The sequence below is a fragment of the Cupriavidus sp. C2SS-8b genome (genome assembly GCF_057073745.1).
On sequence record NZ_CP172717.1, the window covers coordinates 251,940 to 271,326 of the forward strand.

General features: G+C 64.8%; 17 protein-coding genes. 13 read left to right on the forward strand and 4 right to left on the reverse strand.

The window, feature by feature from the left end:
- Positions 1-10: 10 nt before the first annotated feature.
- From ACIGJB_RS18145 to ACIGJB_RS18165, 5 genes are all read left to right on the forward strand, one after another.
- Complete coding sequence (locus ACIGJB_RS18145) at positions 11-949, forward strand: phosphate acetyltransferase (protein ID WP_483733693.1); 939 nt, start codon at positions 11-13, stop codon at positions 947-949.
- A gap of 4 nt (positions 950-953) precedes the next feature.
- On the forward strand, positions 954-2,150 hold the full coding sequence (locus tag ACIGJB_RS18150) for an acetate/propionate family kinase (protein ID WP_483733694.1): 1,197 nt from the start codon (positions 954-956) through the stop codon (positions 2,148-2,150).
- A gap of 1 nt (position 2,151) precedes the next feature.
- Positions 2,152-2,934 carry an enoyl-ACP reductase FabI gene (gene fabI / locus ACIGJB_RS18155; RefSeq protein ID WP_483733695.1) on the forward strand — a complete coding sequence of 261 codons (783 nt, stop codon included), beginning with the start codon at positions 2,152-2,154 and terminating at the stop codon, positions 2,932-2,934.
- A gap of 149 nt (positions 2,935-3,083) precedes the next feature.
- Positions 3,084-3,407 carry a hypothetical protein gene (locus tag ACIGJB_RS18160; RefSeq protein WP_483733696.1) on the forward strand — a complete coding sequence of 108 codons (324 nt, stop codon included), beginning with the start codon at positions 3,084-3,086 and terminating at the stop codon, positions 3,405-3,407.
- 223 nt (positions 3,408-3,630) lie between these two features.
- A complete protein-coding gene (locus ACIGJB_RS18165; RefSeq protein ID WP_483733697.1) occupies positions 3,631-4,656 on the forward strand; it encodes a YeiH family protein in 1,026 nt (341 codons plus the stop codon).
- A 37-nt stretch (positions 4,657-4,693) separates the two neighbouring features.
- Here the strand turns inward: ACIGJB_RS18165 and ACIGJB_RS18170 are convergent, their stop codons facing one another.
- The 3 genes from ACIGJB_RS18170 to ACIGJB_RS18180 all read right to left on the reverse strand — a co-directional run bounded on the left by ACIGJB_RS18170 (position 4,694) and on the right by ACIGJB_RS18180 (position 8,650).
- A complete protein-coding gene (locus ACIGJB_RS18170) occupies positions 4,694-5,398 on the reverse strand; it encodes a porin (protein WP_483733698.1) in 705 nt (234 codons plus the stop codon).
- Between the two features lie 194 nt (positions 5,399-5,592).
- Positions 5,593-6,018: a hypothetical protein gene (locus ACIGJB_RS18175; RefSeq protein ID WP_483733699.1), complete on the reverse strand. Its 426-nt coding sequence runs from the start codon at positions 6,016-6,018 to the stop codon at positions 5,593-5,595.
- 142 nt (positions 6,019-6,160) lie between these two features.
- Positions 6,161-8,650 carry a penicillin-binding protein 1A gene (locus ACIGJB_RS18180; protein ID WP_483733700.1) on the reverse strand — a complete coding sequence of 830 codons (2,490 nt, stop codon included), beginning with the start codon at positions 8,648-8,650 and terminating at the stop codon, positions 6,161-6,163.
- A gap of 289 nt (positions 8,651-8,939) precedes the next feature.
- Here ACIGJB_RS18180 and ACIGJB_RS18185 point away from each other — a divergent pair, with 289 nt between their 5' ends.
- Complete coding sequence (locus tag ACIGJB_RS18185) at positions 8,940-10,007, forward strand: porin (protein ID WP_483733701.1); 1,068 nt, start codon at positions 8,940-8,942, stop codon at positions 10,005-10,007.
- Between the two features lie 294 nt (positions 10,008-10,301).
- Entirely contained in the window at positions 10,302-11,654 is a 1,353-nt protein-coding gene (locus ACIGJB_RS18190; RefSeq protein WP_483733702.1) for an MFS transporter, read from the forward strand.
- A gap of 375 nt (positions 11,655-12,029) precedes the next feature.
- On the opposite strand, the gene panP is transcribed toward ACIGJB_RS18190, so the two are convergent.
- Positions 12,030-13,688 (reverse strand): pyridoxal-dependent aspartate 1-decarboxylase PanP, encoded by a 1,659-nt coding sequence (gene panP, locus ACIGJB_RS18195; RefSeq protein ID WP_483733703.1) that lies wholly within the window; start codon positions 13,686-13,688, stop codon positions 12,030-12,032.
- Between the two features lie 387 nt (positions 13,689-14,075).
- Here panP and ACIGJB_RS18200 point away from each other — a divergent pair, with 387 nt between their 5' ends.
- The 6 genes from ACIGJB_RS18200 to ACIGJB_RS18225 are packed head-to-tail and all read left to right on the forward strand — an operon-like array spanning position 14,076 to position 19,342.
- Positions 14,076-14,969, forward strand: coding sequence for a MurR/RpiR family transcriptional regulator (locus tag ACIGJB_RS18200; protein WP_483733704.1), 894 nt, complete (start codon positions 14,076-14,078; stop codon positions 14,967-14,969).
- Between the two features lie 58 nt (positions 14,970-15,027).
- Positions 15,028-15,813, forward strand: coding sequence for a transporter substrate-binding domain-containing protein (locus tag ACIGJB_RS18205; protein ID WP_483733705.1), 786 nt, complete (start codon positions 15,028-15,030; stop codon positions 15,811-15,813).
- A gap of 34 nt (positions 15,814-15,847) precedes the next feature.
- Positions 15,848-17,227, forward strand: a complete 1,380-nt coding sequence (locus ACIGJB_RS18210) for an MmgE/PrpD family protein (RefSeq protein ID WP_483733706.1) — start codon at positions 15,848-15,850, stop codon at positions 17,225-17,227.
- Positions 17,224-17,886 (forward strand): amino acid ABC transporter permease, encoded by a 663-nt coding sequence (locus ACIGJB_RS18215; RefSeq protein WP_483733707.1) that lies wholly within the window; start codon positions 17,224-17,226, stop codon positions 17,884-17,886. Before ACIGJB_RS18210 ends, ACIGJB_RS18215 begins: the two co-directional genes overlap by 4 nt.
- 3 nt (positions 17,887-17,889) lie before the next feature.
- Positions 17,890-18,534, forward strand: coding sequence for an amino acid ABC transporter permease (locus ACIGJB_RS18220; protein ID WP_483733708.1), 645 nt, complete (start codon positions 17,890-17,892; stop codon positions 18,532-18,534).
- 43 nt (positions 18,535-18,577) lie between these two features.
- The gene (locus ACIGJB_RS18225; RefSeq protein WP_483734714.1) at positions 18,578-19,342 is read left to right on the forward strand and encodes an amino acid ABC transporter ATP-binding protein; all 765 of its coding nucleotides are present in this window, start codon (positions 18,578-18,580) and stop codon (positions 19,340-19,342) included.
- Positions 19,343-19,387 lie beyond the last annotated feature (45 nt).

The following is a 19,387-nucleotide window of genomic DNA, read 5'->3' on the forward strand; positions in this document are numbered from 1 at the left end:
GAGAAAGTCCGTGAATGCCATGCACGAGAAGTATCAGCGCCTGATCGACTACTGCAAGTCCCTTCCGCCGACGCCCACTGCTGTCGCCCATCCTTGCGATCGCAGTTCGCTGGAGGGCGCGGTCGAGGCGGCGCGGCTGGGCCTGATTGCACCTGTCCTGGTCGGGCCTCGCGATCGCATCGAAGAGGCGGCCCGTGCCAGCGAGATCGATATCAGCGCGTATCCGATCGTCGAAGCCGAGCACAGCCATGCCGCCGCGGCCGCCGCCGTGCGGCTGGTGCGCGAAGGCAAGGCCGAAGCGCTGATGAAGGGCAGCCTCCATACCGATGAACTGATGGCCGCCGTGGTCAAGGGCGACGGCGGCTTGCGCACGGCCAGACGAATCAGCCACTGCTTCGTGATGGATGTGCCCGGCCACGACGACGCATTGATCATTACGGACGCCGCCGTCAACATCGCGCCGACGCTCGAGGAGAAGGCGGATATCCTCCAGAACGCCATCGACCTGGCGCATGCGCTCCAGGTCAAGGACGTACGCGTTGCGATCCTCTCGGCGATGGAAACGGTCAACCCCAAGGTGCCGTCCACCGTGGAGGCCGCCGCCTTGTGCAAGATGGTCGACCGGCACCAGATTACCGGCGCGGTGGTCGACGGCCCGCTGGCGCTGGACAACGCCATCAACCTGGACGCCGCGCGCATCAAGAAGATCGACTCGCCCGTGGCGGGGCGCGCCAACGTGCTGCTGGTGCCGGACCTGGACGCCGGCAATATGCTCGCCAAGAGCCTGACCTTCCTGGCCGGCGCCGATGCGGCCGGCATCGTGCTGGGCGCGCGCGTGCCCATCATCCTGACCAGCCGCGCCGATGCGGTCATGACGCGCCTGGCCTCATGCGCGGTGGCGGCGCTGGTGGCCAAGGCACGCCGGGATTCCGGCCAGGTACAGGGGTGACGACATGGCCGATGTGATCCTTGTCCTGAACGCAGGTTCATCGAGCCTGAAGTACTGCGCCTACGACGCACAGGGCGACGCACTCAGGCTGGTGCTGCGGGGCAGTCTCGACGGGCTTTACACGTCGCCGACCTTTCGTGCGGCGGATGCCTCCGGCACCGAAGTGGAGACCCGGAAGTGGGGCGACGGGACGGAGCTCGGACACGGCGGCGCCGTCGCCTTTCTCGCTGACTTCCTGCGCAGCCACGGAGAAGGTCATACGCTGGTCGGGGTCGGGCACCGCGTGGTGCATGGCGGTGTGCGCTTCGCGCAGCCGGCACGGGTGAACGACGAACTGCTGGCCGAGCTCGATACGCTCTGCCCGCTGGCGCCCTTGCACCAGCCGCACAACCTCAAGCCGATCCGGATCCTCGCCGAACGGCGGCCGGAACTGCCGCAGGTGGCCTGCTTCGACACCGCCTTCCACCGGGCGCAGCCGGAGATCGCCCAGGCCTTTGCGCTGCCGGCTTCGATGACCGAGCGCGGCATCCGCCGCTACGGTTTCCACGGGCTCTCCTACGAGTACATCGCAAGCGTCCTGCCGGGTATCGACGCCAGGGCCGCGGCCGGCCGCACCGTGGTGGCCCACCTTGGCAATGGCAGCAGCATGTGCGCGCTGGTGGCGGGCCGTAGCGTGGCCAGCACCATGGGCTTCACCGCGGTCGACGGCTTGCCGATGGGCACGCGCTGCGGCAGCCTCGATCCGGGCGTGATCCTGTACCTGATCAGCGAACTGGGCATGGGCGCGCACGACATCGAGGATCTTATCTACCGCCAGTCCGGCCTGCTCGGCGTCTCCGGCATATCGAGCGATATGCGCGTGCTGCTCGCCAGCGACGATCCGCGCGCCCGCCTGGCGGTCGAGCTATACACCTACCGGATCGGGCGCGAGCTGGGCTCGCTGGCCGCGGCGGCGCAGGGCCTGGACGCGCTCGTCTTCACCGCGGGCATCGGCGAACATGCCCCGTTGATTCGCGAGCGCGTGTGCCGTCAGGCAGCCTGGCTTGGCGTGACCGTTGATGCGGCGGCCAATGCCAATGCCAACGGCGCGACGCGTATCGGCACGGCATCCGGGCAGGTTGCGGTGTGGGTGATCCCGACCGATGAAGAGCTGATGATCGCCAGGCATACCAGGGCATTGATCGATACCAAGGGGATGTGACATGACAGTCCAGATACCACAGCCGATCCTGGCCAACAAAAAGGCGCTGATCTGCGGCATCGCGAATGAGGACTCGATCGCCTATGGCTGCGCCAGGGCCTTTCACGAGCTGGGCGCCGAGGTCGCGATCACCTATGCCAATGAAAAGACCAGGCAGTATGTGGAGCCGGTGGCGCAAGCGCTTGAATCACCGATCTTCCTGCCGCTCGACGTTTCCAGCGAAGCCGAGATGGAAGCGCTGTTCGGGCAGATCGAAGACAAGTGGGGCAAGCTGGACATCCTGCTGCATTCGGTGGCCTGGGCGCCGAAGGACGATCTCCAGGGCGGACTCCTGAACTGTTCCGCCGAAGGGTTCGCCAAGGCGATGGACATTTCCTGCCACTCCTTCATCCGGATGGCACGGCTGGCCGCTCCGCTGATGCGCGACGGCGGCACGATGTTCACGATGAGCTACTACGGTGCCAACAAGGTCGTGCCCAACTACAACGTCATGGGGCCCGTGAAAGCCGCACTTGAAGCGGCGTCACGCTACCTGGCCTACGAGCTCGGGCCGCGGGGCATACGGGTGCATGCGATATCGCCCGGCCCGCTCAAGACGCGCGCCGCCTCGGGCCTGAAGGACTTTGACCTGATGCTCGCGGATGCCGCTCAGCGCGCGCCGCTGGGCGAGCTGGTCGACATCATGGATGTCGGCTTCACCTGCGCATTTCTTGCCACGCCCTATGCCCGCCGTCTGTCGGGCGAGACGCTGTATGTGGATGGCGGCGTGAATATCATGGGCTAGCTTCGGCCGCGGCCGGCGGTCAGCGACATCGGCGCCAACGGCTGGGGAAGCGGCGCAAGCGTTGCCCAAACCGGCCGGGAATGGCGGGAAAGCCTCCACGCCGTCCCGGCCCGCGCCGGCGTGACACGCAGTTGCTAGACTGGGTAATTATGCGAGAACTTCTTTTTCGCACCCTGCTGTACCGCTATTTCTTCTTTGACTGGCTGTACAAGGATGCCAGCAGAGGGAATCTGCTGGAACGCTCGGCCGCGTGGCGCTTCAACAAGATGCACGCGCACTGGCTGCTGACGTACATGCGGCGCTGGCTCTGGTGCGGGCTGATCTTCTTCGCCCTCGGCGGCGCGGTCGAGTCGATGCTGCGCGAGCCCGGCCTGTCGGCGATCTTCTATGTGCCCGGTGTGCTGATCGTGCCGGTCAATGTCGTGATCGGAGTGCTTTGGCTCGGACTGAAAACACTACCCGGACCGGTGTGAGCCCGTACGTGCGACCGTGTCATCGATGTGACTCCCACTCGATAGCGCAAGACCCCCTGGCACGAAATGTCAAGCTTGCCGCAGGCAATGCAAAGCATGCGCGCGGGCTACCGCCTACATTGAGCGTATAGCAAGCAAGCCGGCGTTCCCCACGTCCGACAACTCAGCCAGAAGCCTTTTCCGAGGACGGGCTGCCCCCCACCGATGTACCGGAGAGACAGCCATGTCCGCAAGATTTCTGAGCCCAAGCTCGTTGACCATGTTCCGCGGCTATCTGCCCGGCATGATCATCAGCGCGGTGGTGACCGTCGCAGCCATGTCGCTGGCCGACCATTACCACGCACCGGTGATGCTGTTCGCGTTGCTGCTGGGCATGGCGCTGAACTTCCTGTCCAAGGAGCCGTCCAGCGCGTCGGGCATCGACTTCAGCGCCAAGCAGGTGCTTCGGCTGGGCGTGGCCCTGTTGGGGCTGCGCATCACGGCGTCGCAGGTTGCCGCACTCGGATGGCACTCCGTTGCCATGGTCGTGCTGGCGGTGGGCCTGACCATCCTGTGCGGCATCGTGCTGGCGCGGCTGATGGGGTTCCAGACTTTCTTCGGTCTGTTGACCGGCGGGGCCGTCGCCATTTGCGGCGCTTCGGCGGCGCTGGCGCTGGCGGCTGCCATGCCGCAGCATCCGCTGAAGGAGCGCGCGACGCTGTTCACGGTGATCTCGGTCAGCACGCTATCCACGCTGGCGATGGTGCTGTACCCGATGATCGCGCAAGTGCTGGCGCTGCCTGCACTGCAGGCCGGAGCCTTTATCGGCGGCACCATCCATGACGTGGCGCAGGTCGTGGGCGCCGGCTACAGCATCTCGCACGAAGCCGGCGATGCGGCCACGCTGATCAAGCTGATGCGCGTGGCCATGCTGCTGCCCGTGATCGCATTGGCCGCGTGGCTGTCGCAACGTCATCAGCGCGCACAGGGCGAAGCCGGCACGGGTACGCGTCCGCCGCTGCTGCCGTGGTTCGCCGTGGCGTTCGCGGCGCTGGTGGCGATCAACAGCACCGGCTGGCTGCCCGCGTCGCTGGTCAAGGCGGGACAGTTCGCCTCGCAGTGGTGCCTGGTCATGGCGATGGTCTCCATCGGCATGAAGACGCACCTCAAGGACATCCTGTCCGTGGGCTGGAAACCGGTGGCGCTGATGGTGCTGGAGACGCTGTTCCTGGCGGTCCTGTTTTACGGCATGCTGGTTGTGATGCGCTGATATCGCGGCACGCGGTACGTCCCCTGCGAAACGATTGTCAGAACCGGTGCCGCAGTCCGATCACCGCGCCGAACTGGCTTTCCCGCGCGCCGACCTGCTCGGTCGGCCCCGACAGCGCGGTCGCATACGGATTCAGCGACGGCCCGAAGCCTGACAGGCCCATGGCCGGGCCGTTGCGGCTCCTGGCATATCCCAGCACGGTATAGACATCGGTGCGCTTGGAATAGGCATACGAACCGGTCAGCATGAAGCTGTACGGATCGCCCGAACTGCGGTGGGCATCGTTGTAGTAGGCGGCGCCGCCGACCTGGATCCCGGGCGTGAGCTGGTACTGCAGGCCAAGCCAGTACAGGTTGCTGCGCAGCGCGATCGTGCTGAAGCTGTCGTACGACCAGCGATAGCCGGCCACCGCCCTGGCCGGCCCCAGCGCATAGGCCGCGCCGAGGCTGGCGCGGTTGGCCTGGCTGGTGTTGCCGACATCGGCATAGGCGCCGCTTTCCATCGCGACGAAGGCCTTCAGGCCAGTGCCGGGCTCCTTGCCGTCGTGCAGGCCCCAACGTGTCGCAGAGAGATTCGTCGAGTATTCGCGCATGACATAGTGGCCGCGCGTGCCAGTGGCGGGCACGTTGGATACGTGCTCCACGCTGGCATCGAGAATGCCGTACGGTGTGGCGCTGGCTTGCGCAAGCGCGGCGGCTGGCAGCACCGATAGTGCGGCCAGGCAGGCTAGGCGGATCTTCATGTTCGGGCCCCCCTCGTCATGTGATCGCTCGCATCCCTGCAACGGCAGGGGTGCCTGGTGACCACGATCGGGTCACAGGTGCTATGACGCAGGGGTTTGTCCGTGATGACCGTCTGTTTTCGCACATGCCATGCGCGCGGCGACGTGCGCATGCCGGATCGGTCACGCCGCCATCGCGCGGCCGCCCGAGGCACTCAGCCCAGGCAGCCCATGCCGAACTGCAGCGCACGCAAGGCGTCCGCGTGTTCGCGGTAGCGGTCGGCGTAGCTCCAGTATTCAGTGGTCTGCATGGCGCGCTCGGTCGCGCGCACGCGGTAGTCGATGGCGAGGCACTGGTTCCAGAATGCGTTCTGGGCGCGCAGTTCCATCTCCTCGTCGGCGCGGTCCTGGGCGGCCGACTGCATGCGCAGGGCCGACATGGCGCGGTCGGCCTTCTGGTTCTTCGCGGCGCCGGGGACCGTCATCACGTGGGAGCGCATGGTGCCCGTGACGTTGCGGTAGCCCGCCGGGCAGGACGCCGACGTGTAGAGCGTTTCGCTCCCGTTCTGGCATTTGGTGACGGCCTGGGCCAGCCCGCTGGCTGCCAGCAGCACCATCATCACGGCAAGTTGTCTGGACATGGCCGCGCCCTCCCGCTGACACCGATGGAATCAATGTAGGCACGGATCGGTCCGGTCGCCAGCAGTCGTCCGCGCGTCGCGGTGGACGGTGTCCCGCAGGTGCGCTGCGGGGCATGCCAGCGGGAGACGCGCTGGCCGCAGGTCAGCCAGGCGTGCTGGTTGCGCCAGGTGCGGGGGATGCCGGGGCAGTGGGGGGCAGGGTCGGCAGAGCCGGTGGTGCCGGCACGGTGCCGGCTGTGGCGTCGGCCGGTTCCGCGGGTGCCGGCTCCGGCGCGACCACGACTTCGCCGCGGTCGAGCGCCATGCCGGCGCTGGCGTCGGAAGCCTCGGCGGTGGTGGCGGCTTGCGCCGGCGGTTGCGGCGTGACATCCGCTTCCGGCGAAGGCAACGCCGGGCGGCGCGGGGCAGGCCGGCTGGCCGGTGCTTCCGTCGGGCCCTTGCCGCCGAACAGCCGCGTGAACCACCCGCGTACCTGCGTGGCCAGCGCGCTGAAGACGCCCGATTCCTCGGGCTCGGCGAAGCGCGCGCGGCCATCGATGATGCGGGCCCGCAGCGAGTGCTGGTAGAAGTCCCCGACGATCGGCAGCGCGCTGTGGGCGCCCTGTCCCCAGTAGTCGCTGCGCAGCGTGACGCGGCTGTCGTTGAAGCCGACCCACGCGCCCGCGACCAGCTCGGGATGCATCAGGATGAACCAGCCGTCGGCGTTGTCCTGCGTGGTGCCGGTCTTGCCGGCCACGTCGGCGCGGATGCCGAAGCGCGAGCGGATGCTGGCGCCGGTACCGCGGTCGATCACGTCGCGCATCACGTCGAGCAGGGTCTGCGTGGTGTCGGCGGGCAGGGCGCGCTCGGCGCGCGCGGGCTGGAATTCCTGCAGGACCTTGCCGTCGCGGTCCTCGATGCGGGTCACCATCGTCGGCGCGATATAGTCGCCCGCGTTGGCGATGGTGGCATAGGACGCCACCATTTCCCGCAGGGTCACCGGGCTTGTGCCCAGCGCCAGCGACGGGACCAGGTCGAGCTTGCTGTCGCGCACGCCCATGGCGCGCGCGAGCCGCGCGACGCGCGCCGGACCCACCTCCTGCATGAGCTGGGCCGTGATGGTGTTGCGCGAATAGACCAGGCCGTCGCGCAGCGTCATGGCGCGGCCGCTCGGGCGGCCTTCGTCGGTCGGCCGCCAGACTTCGCCGCCGGCCAGCTGGATTTCGACGGGCTGGTCCACCAGCGTGTCGTCGGGCGTCTTGCCCTGCTCGAATGCAGCGCCGTAGACAAAGGGCTTGAACGTGGAGCCCGGCTGGCGGCGCGCGCTCTGCACGTGGTCGAACGCGTCCTGGGTGTAGTCGCGGCTGCCGACCCATGCGCGGATCTGTCCGGTGCGCGGATCGATGGCAATAAAGCCGGCCTGGATGCGCGTCTTCTGCTGGCGCAGCGCCTGCATGAAGGAAGTGTTGGTCAGCAGGTGCTTGAGCGCCTCGTCGGCCGGCGTGCCGGCAGCCACGGCGCTGCGGTATTCGGGCGTTTCACGGACAAAGGCCTGCACCAGGTCCTTGCTGGCCGCCCAGCCGGCGCGCGGCGCCCACGCGGCATTGGCGATCGACTGCAGCCGGTTGCCCTGCGCCGTGACGGCCTGCGTGGCCATTGCCTGCAGGCGCGCGTCGATGGTGGTGTGCACGACCAGCCCATCGGCGTAGATGTCATAGCCGTTGCGGTCGGCCCAGCCGATCAGCCACTTGCGCAGTTGCAGGGCAAAGTGCGGCGCCGGGCCCGGCGGTTCAGTCTGGCGCTCGAAGTCGATGCGCAGCGGCCGCTTCTTTAACTGCTCGAAGCGCGCGGCATCGAGCCGGCCGCGCTTGACCATCTGCGCCAGCACCGTGTTGCGCCGGTCGAGCGCGCGTTCGGGGTTCAGCACCGGGTTGTAGTAGCTGTTGCCCTTGAGCATGCCGATCAGCGTGGCGCTCTGCAGCACGTCGAGCGAGCGGGCCGACTTGTCGAAGTAGGTGCGCGCGGCCATCTCGATGCCGTACGCGTTGTACAGGAACGGCACCGTGTTCAGGTAGGTCTCGAGGATCTGTTCCTTGGTGTACAGGGCCTCGATCTTGAACGCGGTGATCGCCTCCTTGAGCTTGCGCGTCATGGTCGGCGCGCGGCCGATCTCGTCCGGGTACAGGTTGCGGGCGAGCTGCTGGGTGATGGTGGAACCGCCCTGGCGGTCGCCGGAGAAGGTGTGCAGCGCGGCCGAGGCCGTGCGCCGCCAGTCCAGGCCATGATGCTGGTAGAAGCGGTGGTCTTCGGTGGCGATCAAGGCATCGATCACCGTCGGCGAGATCTCCGACAGCTTCACCCAGTCGCGGTTGGCCCACTTGAATACGGCCAGTTCCTTGCCGTCGGCGGACAGCACCTGCGCCGGGCGCTCGAAGCGAGCCTTGCGGATGTCGCTGATGCCCGGCGTGAACGGAATCAGCACCAGCACATAGAGCACGAACGCCGCCGGCACGGCCGCCACGGCGAGCAGTGCCTGCCTGCGCGTCGGACGCCGCATGGCGGGGAGGGACTTGACGCGCTGCACCGGTTGCCATTGCGCCCAGGCCTGGGTCAGCGGCGGGACGAGCAGGGACTTGATCTTGTCCAGCCTCATGAAGCAACCACGATCATCACAAGGCGGGGGCACAGGACAGAGCAGGGCACTCGGGAATACCGGTCTTCGAAAAGACTGAATCCTACCAAAACGTCCCGGCTCGCATCGAGGAGTCTGAAAGAAAGGGAGGTCAGAGGCACTTTCAAGCCATGCGTCGTGGCCATTGCGTCATAAAGCTTTCATATCCGCTCGCCACAATGCGCAGGCCTCCGGGGTGGCCTAGGTATGCCACGCATTCCAGGCCGTTCTGGGCAGGTCTCTCCCATAGAACGATAAGTTGGATAAATCAGTGAAGAAAGCTCTCCTTGCAGTGACGGTAGCCGCAGCCTCGGCGGCACCCGGGTTGGTCCAGGCGCAGACCGCATCCAATGTGACGCTGTATGGCATCGTCGATGCCGGCGTCGAAGTCATCAACCATGTTGCCGGCAGCAATGGTGCCAACGGCACCGTGACCCGGCTCAATTCCGGCAACCTGTCGGGCTCCCGCTGGGGCCTGCGCGGCACGGAAGACCTGGGCGGTGGCCTGAAGGGCATTTTTGTGCTGGAAAGCGGTTTCGATATCGATACCGGCCTTTCCGGCCAGGGCAGTCGCCTGTTCGGCCGCCAGGCCTTTGTCGGCCTGCAGGGCGGCTTCGGCGCCGTGACGCTGGGCCGCCAGCAGAACGCGCTGTATGACCTGTTTGGCGCCTATGACCCGATGGGCGTGGGCCCGCGCTACTCGCTGACCAGCGTCGATTCGGCCTTCAACAACCGCGCCGACAACGCCATCAAGTACACCGGCAAGTTCGGCGGCCTGACCGCCACGGCCTTCTACAGCTTTGGCCGCGACAACAACGGTGAAGTGCCGGGATCGCCCAAGGCAGGCCGCAACTTTGGCGGTGGCCTGGCCTACGCGGCAGGCGCCTTCTCGGTTGGCGCCGCCTACGACCAGTACCAGGGCGGCACCGTGGCGCTCCAGGATCGCAGCGCCCGGCGCGCGGCGATCGGTACGGCGGTCACCATTGGCGAGGGCAAGGTCTTCGCGGGCTACCGCTGGATGAAGGATGACGGTACCGGCAGCGCCACCGCTGCCCCGCTGCGCAGCAACGTCTACTGGGCGGGCGCGCAGTACCGCTTCACGCCGGCGTTCCAGCTGACCGGCGCGGCATACTACACCGACACGCACAACAGCGACGCGGACCCGTGGATGCTCGTGATGTCGGCTGACTACTCGCTGTCCAAGCGCACCGATGTCTACCTGAACGTCGGCTTCGCGAAGAACAAGTCGGGGTCGTCGCTGGGCTTGAACGGCACCGGCACCGTGGTGCCGGGCGAGAACCAGACCGGCGCCACCGTCGGCCTGCGTCACCGCTTCTAAGACGTACCAGACCGGAATTTCCTCACGCTGGACGGCGGACCAGCCCATCTGGCAGCAGGCCAGCTTGGGGAAATCCTGCCGAAAATCGGCGCGGCACCCGAAGCGGGTGCGCAGACGCCGGTGGCCGCCCCGCGCGGCCCGGTTCGCATGGCAAGCGCCACGAGCCCATTGCGCGCCGGCCGCGCTACGTCCCCCCTATGCCCGGCAGCGCATAAAGGCGTATCTTCATCTCTGGCGCTGCTTGCCAAAGTCCAATGCCACGACAGACGCGGGCCACGCATTCCAGGAGATGCCATGGCCGCACCGCAGCCAACGGTGAACACCGCATCGAAGCCAACACGTCACAGATGGTTCATGGTCGGCCTGGCATTCATTGCCATCGTCACCAACTACATGGACCGGGCAAACTTGTCCGTGGCGCTCCCGTATATGCAAGCGGACCTGAAGCTGTCCGCGGCCGAATCCGGGTTCATCCTCGGCGCATTCTTCTGGACTTATGCCGCATTCCAGATTCCCGCCGGCATACTGGTCGATCGCCTGGGTGCGCGAGCGGTATTTGCAGCGGCCGTAGTCTGGTGGTCAGCCTTCACCATTGCAACAGGCTTTGTCCGCTCGAGCGCCCAACTACTCGGTGTACGTCTGATGCTTGGGGTCGGGGAAGCCGGCGCGTTTCCCGCGGCGACCAAGTTCGTCGAGCGCTGGTTTCCGCCGACCGAGCGCGGACTGGCGACCGGCATTTACGACAGTGGCGCCCGGGGCGGCACGCTGATCGCGATTCCTTTGTGTACCGCGATCATCGCTGGCTTTGGGTGGAAGGCCTCGTTCGTCGTCACCGGCCTGGTCGGATTCCTCTGGGTGGCCATATGGCTGTTCACCGCGACCGAGTTCCCGTTGCAGAACCGGTTCGTCAACAGGGCGGAAGTCGAGCATATCGACCACGGGGAGTCAGATGCGAACGTTGCGTCGGTACGCATCAAGTGGGGAACGCTGCTGAAATCCCGGACGATCTGGGCCATGTCCCTCGGCTTTGCATGCCAGAGCTACGTGATCTACTTCTTCATTACGTGGTACCCGACCTACCTCGTCCATGAGCGGGGCTTCTCGCTGTTGCAACTTGGCTTCTTCGGCATCCTGCCGGGTTTGCTGGGACTGGCAGGTTCCTGGGCCGGTGGGTGGGTCTCGGACAAGATCGCAGAGACCCGTTATGGCCTGAGCTTTGGGCGCAAGCTTTGCATTGTGGCGGGAATGGCGTTGAGCGCGACGATTGGCCTGGCAGGCATTGTCCCGCAGGCCTGGTTCGCCGTCGCACTGCTCTCGGTCGCCTTCTTTGGTGTCTCCGCCGCGACGTCCGCCATCCTTGCACTGCCCGCCGACGTGTCGCCTCGGGGCGCGCGCTCCATCGTGGGGACGATCGCCGGCTTCCAGAACTGCGTAGCGAACTTCGCGGGACTCGCGAGTCCGGTGGTCATTGGCATGCTCAAGGACAAGACCGGGTCCTTTGCACCCGGCCTGGTGTCGGCATCGATCGTTGCCCTGGTCGGCTGCCTCATCTACATCTTCGCGCTTGGTCCGATCGCACCCGATCTGTTCGAGTCCGCCATCGAAGATCGAGATCGTCGTCAGGGACCGGGCCGGGCCCTGCTCTGAGGCAGTCGACCTCGCGCTGCCGGCAGCCAGGCAAGTCTCGGATCGCTGGCATCTGCTGAGCAATCTGCGCGACAACGTCGAGAGGCTGCTTTACCGACTCGGGCCACAACTGAAGTCCATGCCTCAGTATCCGCGTGCGGGATCGATGATGTTGTCCGGCAATTGATTGGCGGAAACGCGAATAATGTTCTCCGCAATCTGTCTTGCCGCGGAGGATGGAATTGCCATGGAAGCCAGGTGGGGGTGATCAGCACATTGGGCATGCACCTGGCCTTGAGCCAATCGGGTGGTGATCGCGTTGGCGGGGTGAGTGCAGCGGGAAGCCGCTGCGCGCGCCCATGCCGTGCCGAATGGCGCCCGCCCGCTACACAGACGTCACGCCACGTCAGTCGCCGCCACCAGCGCCATCAGCGGCGCCATGCATGGACTGGCCATGGCCAGCGCGCGCTGCTCGTCGAGGATGTCCCGCAGGATGGCTTGCGTCGTATCCGGATTGGCCAGCACCACGCGAAAAACAGCAATCGGGCGTCCACCCCACTGCGTCGACGTCAACTGCGTGCGCGAGACGAACGAGCGGCCGGCATCGCGCTGCATTTCCTGGATGCTGATGGTCAGGGCATCAAGCGCGTCCAGGATCTTCTCGCGCCGTTCGGCCGAGGCGGTTGCCAGCGCGGCCTGCACGATCTCGGGCACATGGCGATAGGTCAGGATGCAAAGCTGCGGATCGCTGTCGAGCTCGAAATCGGGCTGCTGCGCGATCAGCGATGCAAAGTAGCGGGCGTTGTCGATGCTTCGATCGATCAGCTGCGCCAGGCCCTTGCGGCCGAGCAGGTGCAGGTTGGCGTAAAGCATGACTGCGGCCGCGCCGCGCGAGCCTTCGAGCGTATGGCGCCCCAGGTCCACCGAGCCCTTGCGCACGATGTAGTTCGCATGCTGGATGATTTCCTGCGTCCACGTCGGGCTGCGGAACAGCACCATGCCGGCGCCCATCGGCACGTAGAACTGCTTGTGCGCATCGATCACGACGGAATCGGCGCGTTCGATGCCCGCGAAGCGCCAGCGCTCGCGCACGGAAAGAAGCGTTGCCCCGCCCCAGGCGGCATCCACGTGGAAATGGCAGCCGGCCTCCTGGGCCACGTCCGCAATCGCGTCGAGCGGATCGACCGCGCCGGTCTCCGTCGTCCCCGCGATACCGACGATCGCCATCGGCCGGATGTTGCGCTGCTGCAGGTCATGCAGGGTGTCGCGCAAGCGGTCGATGCGCATGCGGCCGTCTGCATCGACATCGACCAGCACGAGATTGTCGCGGCCGATGCCAAGCACATCGGCGGCCTTGCGCAACGAGTAGTGGCCGCGCTCCGAAACGACGATCGCGAGCCCGTCATGGCCGTAGTGGCGCAGCGCAGCCACCAGTCCGGCACGCTGGATGCCAGCGAAGCCATCACGCGCGCCAAGCAGCTTGTTGCGGCTCGCCCATAATGCGGTGAGGTTGGCGACCGTGCCGCCAGAACAGATCGCGCCGAGCGCGTGGTCGGCATCGTGCAGCCATCTCCCATAGAACGCGCCTCCCTCTGCAAACACCAGGTTATGCAGCATCCCGATGACCTGGCGCTCAAGCCCCGTCAGCGCGCCTGACGTCTCGAGCTTGACGACGTTCTGGTTCAGTGCCGCCATCACCTTGGCCAGAGAAGGCATGAACGACGGCAGCGACGATGTCATGTGCCCGACGAAGGCTGGCGATGCCACGGGCATCACGTGCCTGAACACGTCGTTGAGCAGATGATCGGCATGCGCTTGCGGCGATGTCGGCATCTCGGGCAGCTCAACCGAGGCGAACACTTCCTCGCGTGTGACGCAAGCGCCGACCGGATCAAAACGCTCGCCCGCAAAGAAATCGGCCGGATGCTCGGCGATCCATTGTTCGAGCGATTCGAACGCGCCGCGATCCGCGTCGAACCAGCGCAAGGGGCAGTCGTCGCCCCCGTCCGTGCCCGGTGAAGTCATTTCGCGAGAGATGTCCGGCTTCATGTGCATTACCCAATCCAATCTATTGCCGCCATGGTGCGCCGGCCATTATGCCGGATCGCCCCGGGCGGGCCCATCCCCCTGCCAATTCGACCCGGTTCTCGAGAGGATCAGCAAGGAACTCGGGTTTATCAAGTAAGCGGGCATCCAGGAACCGCAGGGTTTGAATCTACCCTCATGGCTGGAAGAAAGGTGCCGATGGCGCCCTTGACAAGCCCTCGACTCGGCCGTCACACAAAGTGCGGGAGATCCAATTTTGATCCACGCCGCGGCATGCCCATGCTCGCCAGGCCAATAAAACCAAGGGCCCGCAGGTAAACCCTTAGCGGAATCAGTGCGCCAAATGAACCATTATTGGATAAAACTGATTCACTTGAACTAGACTCCCTTCACGCCATGAACCGCACAACGACAGTGGAATACTCGACGATCATCACTCTCCTGAAGGAACAGCTGGACGCCATGCCGAAGCAGGAACGGCAGGCTGCCAAGTTCGTGATGGAGAGCCCGCAGGAAGTGGCCGTGATGTCGATGCGGGACCAGGCCCGGATGGCCGGCGTTCCGCCCTCCACCATGACGAGGCTGGCAAAGCGTCTGGGCTTTTCCGGCTTTGACGAGATGCGGCAAGTGTTCATTGACTCGGTCCGCTCGCGGAGTCCCGCCTATGGTGGACGCGTCGAAGGTCTGATCGAGCTGAACCGACGGATCGGCGAGCATGCGCTGGTTCAGGATATGGCGAACAACGTCATTTCGCATATTCAGTCGATTTGCTCGGAAGCCAACCTGGCCGCCATTGTGCGTTCCGCCCGGCGGCTCGCGGCCGCACGGAACATCTATTCGCTTGGCGTACGCTCGTCCTACAGTGTCGCCTTCCAGTTCGCCCACGTCGCTGCGTACTTTGCCCGTAATGTCCGGCTGGTTGAGGGGTCGGGTGAAAGCGGTGCGATGACCATCATCAACCAGGCCGGCCCTGGCGACGTCGCGCTGGTCTGCAGCATGCCCAGATATGCCCGCCGGGCCGTGACACTCGCCAATTTCCTGCATCAGCAGGGCGTTGCAATCATTGCCATCACCGACAGCCCGGCATCCCCGGTCGCCCGCTTTGCCAGTGAGACCATCGTCGTCCGCAACGAAGCGCCGTCGTTCTTCGATACCGCCACGCCCGCCCTGCTGGTGAGCGAAATCCTTGTCGCGCTCCTGTCTGCCAAGAGCAAGGGGGACACGCGCAAGGCGGTCACCGAGAACGAGCAGAAGCTGATCGGCCTTGGCGAATGGTGGGACATCGGTTGACGTCCCATCTCCACGAACATCAAAACATCAAAGCCCTGCCCCTACAGGAGACATCACCATGAAGCTGTTCAAGTCCCTTGCCATACTTCCGCTTGCCATAGCAATGCTTCCTGCGGCGAACGCCATTGCCGGCGATGCGCTCGCACGCATTCAGCAACAGAAGACCATCCGCGTGGCAGTGCCGGTCGACTACCCCCCTTACGGCTTCGTCGGCGGCGACATGCAGCCCAGGGGACTTGATATCGACATGGCCAAGCACATCGCCGACAAGCTCGCCGTGAAGCTCGAACTGGTGCCGGTCACGGCGCCCAATCGCGTGGCCTACATCCAGACGAAGAAGGCGGACCTGACCATCTCTTCGTTGGGGAAGACCGCCGAACGGGAGAAGGTGATCGACTACAGCATCGCCTATGCGCCGTTCTTCGATGCGGTATTTGGCGCGAAGGCCCTTCAGGTCAAGAACTTCGAAGAGATGGCCGGGAAGACCGTGGCGGTTACGCGAGGATCCATGCAGGACAAGGAACTCGACGAGTTGGCGCCAAAAGCCGTTCCCAGGCGCTTCGACGACAACAATGGCTCGATCTCAGCTTTCCGCTCCGGCCAGACGCAGATGGTTGCGATTGGAACGACCGTGGTTGCGGCAATCAAGCATCGCGATCCATCCCTCGATATCGAACTGAAGGCAATTCTTTCGAATGCTCCCTGCTACATCGGCATGGGCAAGAACGAAGCGGAACTCCGCACGAAGATCAACGACATCATCCGCCAGGCCAAGGCGGACGGGACCATCGACGCCTTCTCGAAGAAATGGCTAGGCGCTCCTGCCGGCCAGCTCCCCGACTAAGCGGCCGGTCCAACGCAATCAGGATAGCAACGTGATGTCCCAAGCCACTTCAGCGCTCGCAGCATTGGCCGACTGGTGTGCCACCATGGACGCCGACAGTATCCCGGACGAAGTCAGGACAGTTGCCGAACGTTGCCTCATCGACACGGTTGGCGTCACCCTGGCCGGCGTGCAGACCTCGGTCGCCGGACATGCCCGCGAGTTCGCCATCGAATGCAGCCGTGCGGGGAATGCCCGGATCATCGGCCATGCGGAAGGCGTTTCACCGGATGCCGCGGCTTTTGTGAACGGCACGGCGGCTCATGCGCTGGACTTTGACGACAACAGTTATGCGGGCTTCGTCCATGGGTCCGCGGTGATCGCCTCCGCCGCTATCGCGATGGCGCAGAGCCGTGGCAGCACTGGGCGAGAGCTGTTGGACGCCTTCATCGTGGGTTCGGAATGCGAATATGCGCTGGCGATCGCCCTCGGGCCGAACGTTTATGCGTCGGGTTGGTGGACCAGCGGTGTATTCGGCGTGATGGGTGCGTGCGCGGCCGCCTGCCGGGTGCTGCGTCTCGATCCCCATCAAACGCGCAATGCCATGGCCATTGCGCTGTCCGGGACCGGCGGAGTCAAGGCGTGCTTCGGCACCGATGCCAAGCCAATGCTCGCCGGTAAGGCGGCTCAGGCTGGCACGCAAGCCGCGCTGCTTGCGCTTCGCGGCTGCACCGGCCCGGCTGACATTCTTGGACATCCGAATGGGATGGCGCTTTTCGGCGGCGCCCGGGTCGGGCCGGCGGCCTTCGACCGGCTGGGTGACGAATGGCGGATGATATCCCCCGGAATCGACGTCAAGCGGATACCGGTCTGCCTTTCTTCGCATGCCGCAATCGACGCGATGCAAGCGCTGGTGGCCGAGCAAGCCATCCGTCACGAGGACATCGATCGCATCGCGTGCGACGTTCCGCCGATCGTCGTGGCGAATCTCCGCAGCACGCTGCCCAAGACACGTCAGGCTTCGCAGTTCAGCATGGACTACGCGTTGGCAGCGAGTTTGCTGCACGGGCAGATCACATTACGGCTGCTCGATGACGACAGTGTGCGCACGTCCCCGGAACTCATTGCGCTGATGCGCAAGGTGAGCATGGTGTCGAGCGCGCGTTGGGATGCCGAGACCCTCGCGGCGGCCCCTGAGGGCGCCTGGGTGCGCATTACCTGCCGCAATGGACGCGACTACGAGCGATTCCAGGCCACACCCATCGGCTCGGCGTCGCTGCCGCTGTCGACGCAGCAGCTGCAGGAGAAATTCATGTCCTGCGCGACGCTGTCGATCTCTCCCCGGCCGGCGCAACGACTGCTCAATCAATTGTCCGGACTCCGCGCCATGAATAACGTTCAGGCGTTGGCGCTCGGCGGTGAAAACGAGGTTTGAAGATGGAATTCGATTTTGCTGCAGTACTGAAGCAGTGGCCGGCGTTGTTAAGCGGCCTTTGGATGACCTTGCTGATCACGGCCGTCTCGGCTTTGCTCGGGACCCTGCTTGGCATCGGCTGCGGCTGGGCCAGAGCCAAAGGGCCGGCATGGGCGAAGTGGCTGGTCGGCGGCTACGTCGAGCTGATCCGCAATACGCCGTTTATTGTGCAGTTGTTCTTCGTCTTCTTCGGCCTGCCTCCGCTCGGCATCAAGCTGACGGCCCTGACCGCCAGCCTGCTGGCCAACGTGGTCAATCTCGGGGCCTATGTCAGCGAGATTGCAAGATCCGGCATCGAGGCAACCCCCAAAGGCCAGTTGGAGGCGGGGCAGAGCCTGGCGTTGTCGCGCTGGCAGGTGTTCAGCCGCGTCGTCCTGCCGCCCGCCCTCAAGAAGGTATGGCCTGCACTGGTAGGGCAGATCATCATCATCATGCTCGGTTCGGCGGTTTGCAGCCAGATCTCCATGGACGAGCTTTCCTACAGCGCGAACCAGATTGCCAGCAATACCTTCCGGAACTTCGAGGTCTATATCGTCGCCGCCGCCATGTATCTGCTGCTTGCCGCGTTCGTCAGGCAGGCGTTGAACTGGATCGGCCTTCGACTCATCTTTGGACGCTAAGCCATGTACGATTTTTCCTATGCCGACATCGCACGGAACCTTGTGCTGGCGATGCGCTGGACCGTTGGGCTGTCATTGATTGCCTTTCTCGGCGGCGGATTGCTCGCCGGAACCCTGGTTCTCCTTCGCCTGACCGGCGGCGGGTTCGTGAACCGCCTGATCGGCGGCTACGTTCAGGTGTTCCAGGGGACGCCGCTGCTCCTCCAACTCTTCCTGGCTTACTTCGGCCTCGCGCTCATCGGGCTTGAAACGACGGCCCTGCTTGCCGCGTCCGTTTGCCTGATCCTCTATACGGCGGCCTACCTGAGCGAAATCTGGCGGGGCTGCGTCAAGGCCATCGACAAAGGTCAGTGGGAAGCAGGCGCCAGTCTTGCCCTTTCATTTGGCGAACAGATGCGCTTTGTCATTCTGCCGCAAGCCGTCCGGCTGGGCATTGCGCCGACGGTCGGGTTCCTCGTCCAGGTGGTCAAGGCGACTGCCGTCACGTCGGTGATCGGATTCGTGGAGATGACAAGAGCCGGACAAATGATCACGAATGCGACGTTCCAGCCTTTTGTCGTCTACGGCTTTGTCGCGCTCCTCTATTTTGCAATCTGCTTCCCGCTGTCGGCCTGCAGCCGCACGCTGGAACGTCGGTACCGTAGCTAAGGTAAGGAAGATCAACATGCAAGCCACAGCCCTGATCGAAGAGATGATCGTGCCCGCCGCACAGGAACAGACCGCCGACGGCGTAGTCCGGATCAAAGCCCTGCGCAAAAGTTTCGGCACCAACGAGGTTCTGAAAGGAATCGACCTGTCCATCGCCCGCAAGGAAGTTGTCTGCATCATCGGCAAGAGCGGATCCGGGAAGAGTACGCTGCTCCGATGCATCAATGGACTGGAAGTCTTCCAGCAAGGGGCCATCGATGTGGATGGCCGGCCGCTCAAGCACGACAACCATCAAGCCATGCGCGAACTGCGTCAGCACGTTGGCATGGTCTTTCAGAATTTCAATCTGTTTCCGCATCTGACGGCGGCGCAGAACGTCATGCTGGCCCCGCGCCTTGTCCGCCAGCTGTCCCGGGACAAAGCGAGCGTTGATGCGCGGCGGCTTCTGGAGCGGGTGGGTCTGGGCGAACGTGCGGACCACTATCCCGACCAATTGTCCGGAGGTCAGCAACAGCGCGTTGCCATCGCCAGGGCACTCGCGATGAATCCGGCAGTCCTGCTTTGCGACGAAATTACCTCCGCGCTCGATCCCGAGTTGGTAGGCGAAGTGCTCGCCGTCGTGGAAGGGCTGGCAAAAGAGGGCATGACCCTGATCATGGTGACGCACGAGATGAACTTCGCTCGCAAGGTCAGCGACCGTGTCATCTTCATGCACCAGGGCAAGGTGCATGAAATGGGGCCGCCCGACCAGCTGTTCTCGTCGCCTTCGACGCCGGAACTGCGACAGTTCCTTTCCAGCATCCACTAAGTCATCCGATTCTGTTGACCCCGTGTGCCCGGCCGCTCCCTGCGG

Bases quoted from the DNA above. Each gene is read 5' to 3' on its own strand.
- ACIGJB_RS18165 (WP_483733697.1), top strand. From the start codon at position 3,631: ATGTCCGCAAGATTTCTGAGCCCAAGCTCGTTGACCATGTTCCGCGGC.
- ACIGJB_RS18150 (WP_483733694.1), top strand. From the start codon at position 954: ATGGCCGATGTGATCCTTGTCCTGAACGCAGGTTCATCGAGCCTGAAG.
- ACIGJB_RS18160 (WP_483733696.1), top strand. From the start codon at position 3,084: ATGCGAGAACTTCTTTTTCGCACCCTGCTGTACCGCTATTTCTTCTTT.
- ACIGJB_RS18205 (WP_483733705.1), top strand. From the start codon at position 15,028: ATGAAGCTGTTCAAGTCCCTTGCCATACTTCCGCTTGCCATAGCAATG.
- ACIGJB_RS18200 (WP_483733704.1), top strand. From the start codon at position 14,076: ATGAACCGCACAACGACAGTGGAATACTCGACGATCATCACTCTCCTG.
- panP (WP_483733703.1), bottom strand. From the start codon at position 13,688: ATGCACATGAAGCCGGACATCTCTCGCGAAATGACTTCACCGGGCACG.
- ACIGJB_RS18190 (WP_483733702.1), top strand. From the start codon at position 10,302: ATGGCCGCACCGCAGCCAACGGTGAACACCGCATCGAAGCCAACACGT.
- ACIGJB_RS18210 (WP_483733706.1), top strand. From the start codon at position 15,848: ATGTCCCAAGCCACTTCAGCGCTCGCAGCATTGGCCGACTGGTGTGCC.
- ACIGJB_RS18170 (WP_483733698.1), bottom strand. From the start codon at position 5,398: ATGAAGATCCGCCTAGCCTGCCTGGCCGCACTATCGGTGCTGCCAGCC.
- ACIGJB_RS18175 (WP_483733699.1), bottom strand. From the start codon at position 6,018: ATGTCCAGACAACTTGCCGTGATGATGGTGCTGCTGGCAGCCAGCGGG.
- ACIGJB_RS18220 (WP_483733708.1), top strand. From the start codon at position 17,890: ATGTACGATTTTTCCTATGCCGACATCGCACGGAACCTTGTGCTGGCG.
- fabI (WP_483733695.1), top strand. From the start codon at position 2,152: ATGACAGTCCAGATACCACAGCCGATCCTGGCCAACAAAAAGGCGCTG.
- ACIGJB_RS18225 (WP_483734714.1), top strand. From the start codon at position 18,578: ATGATCGTGCCCGCCGCACAGGAACAGACCGCCGACGGCGTAGTCCGG.
- ACIGJB_RS18180 (WP_483733700.1), bottom strand. From the start codon at position 8,650: ATGAGGCTGGACAAGATCAAGTCCCTGCTCGTCCCGCCGCTGACCCAG.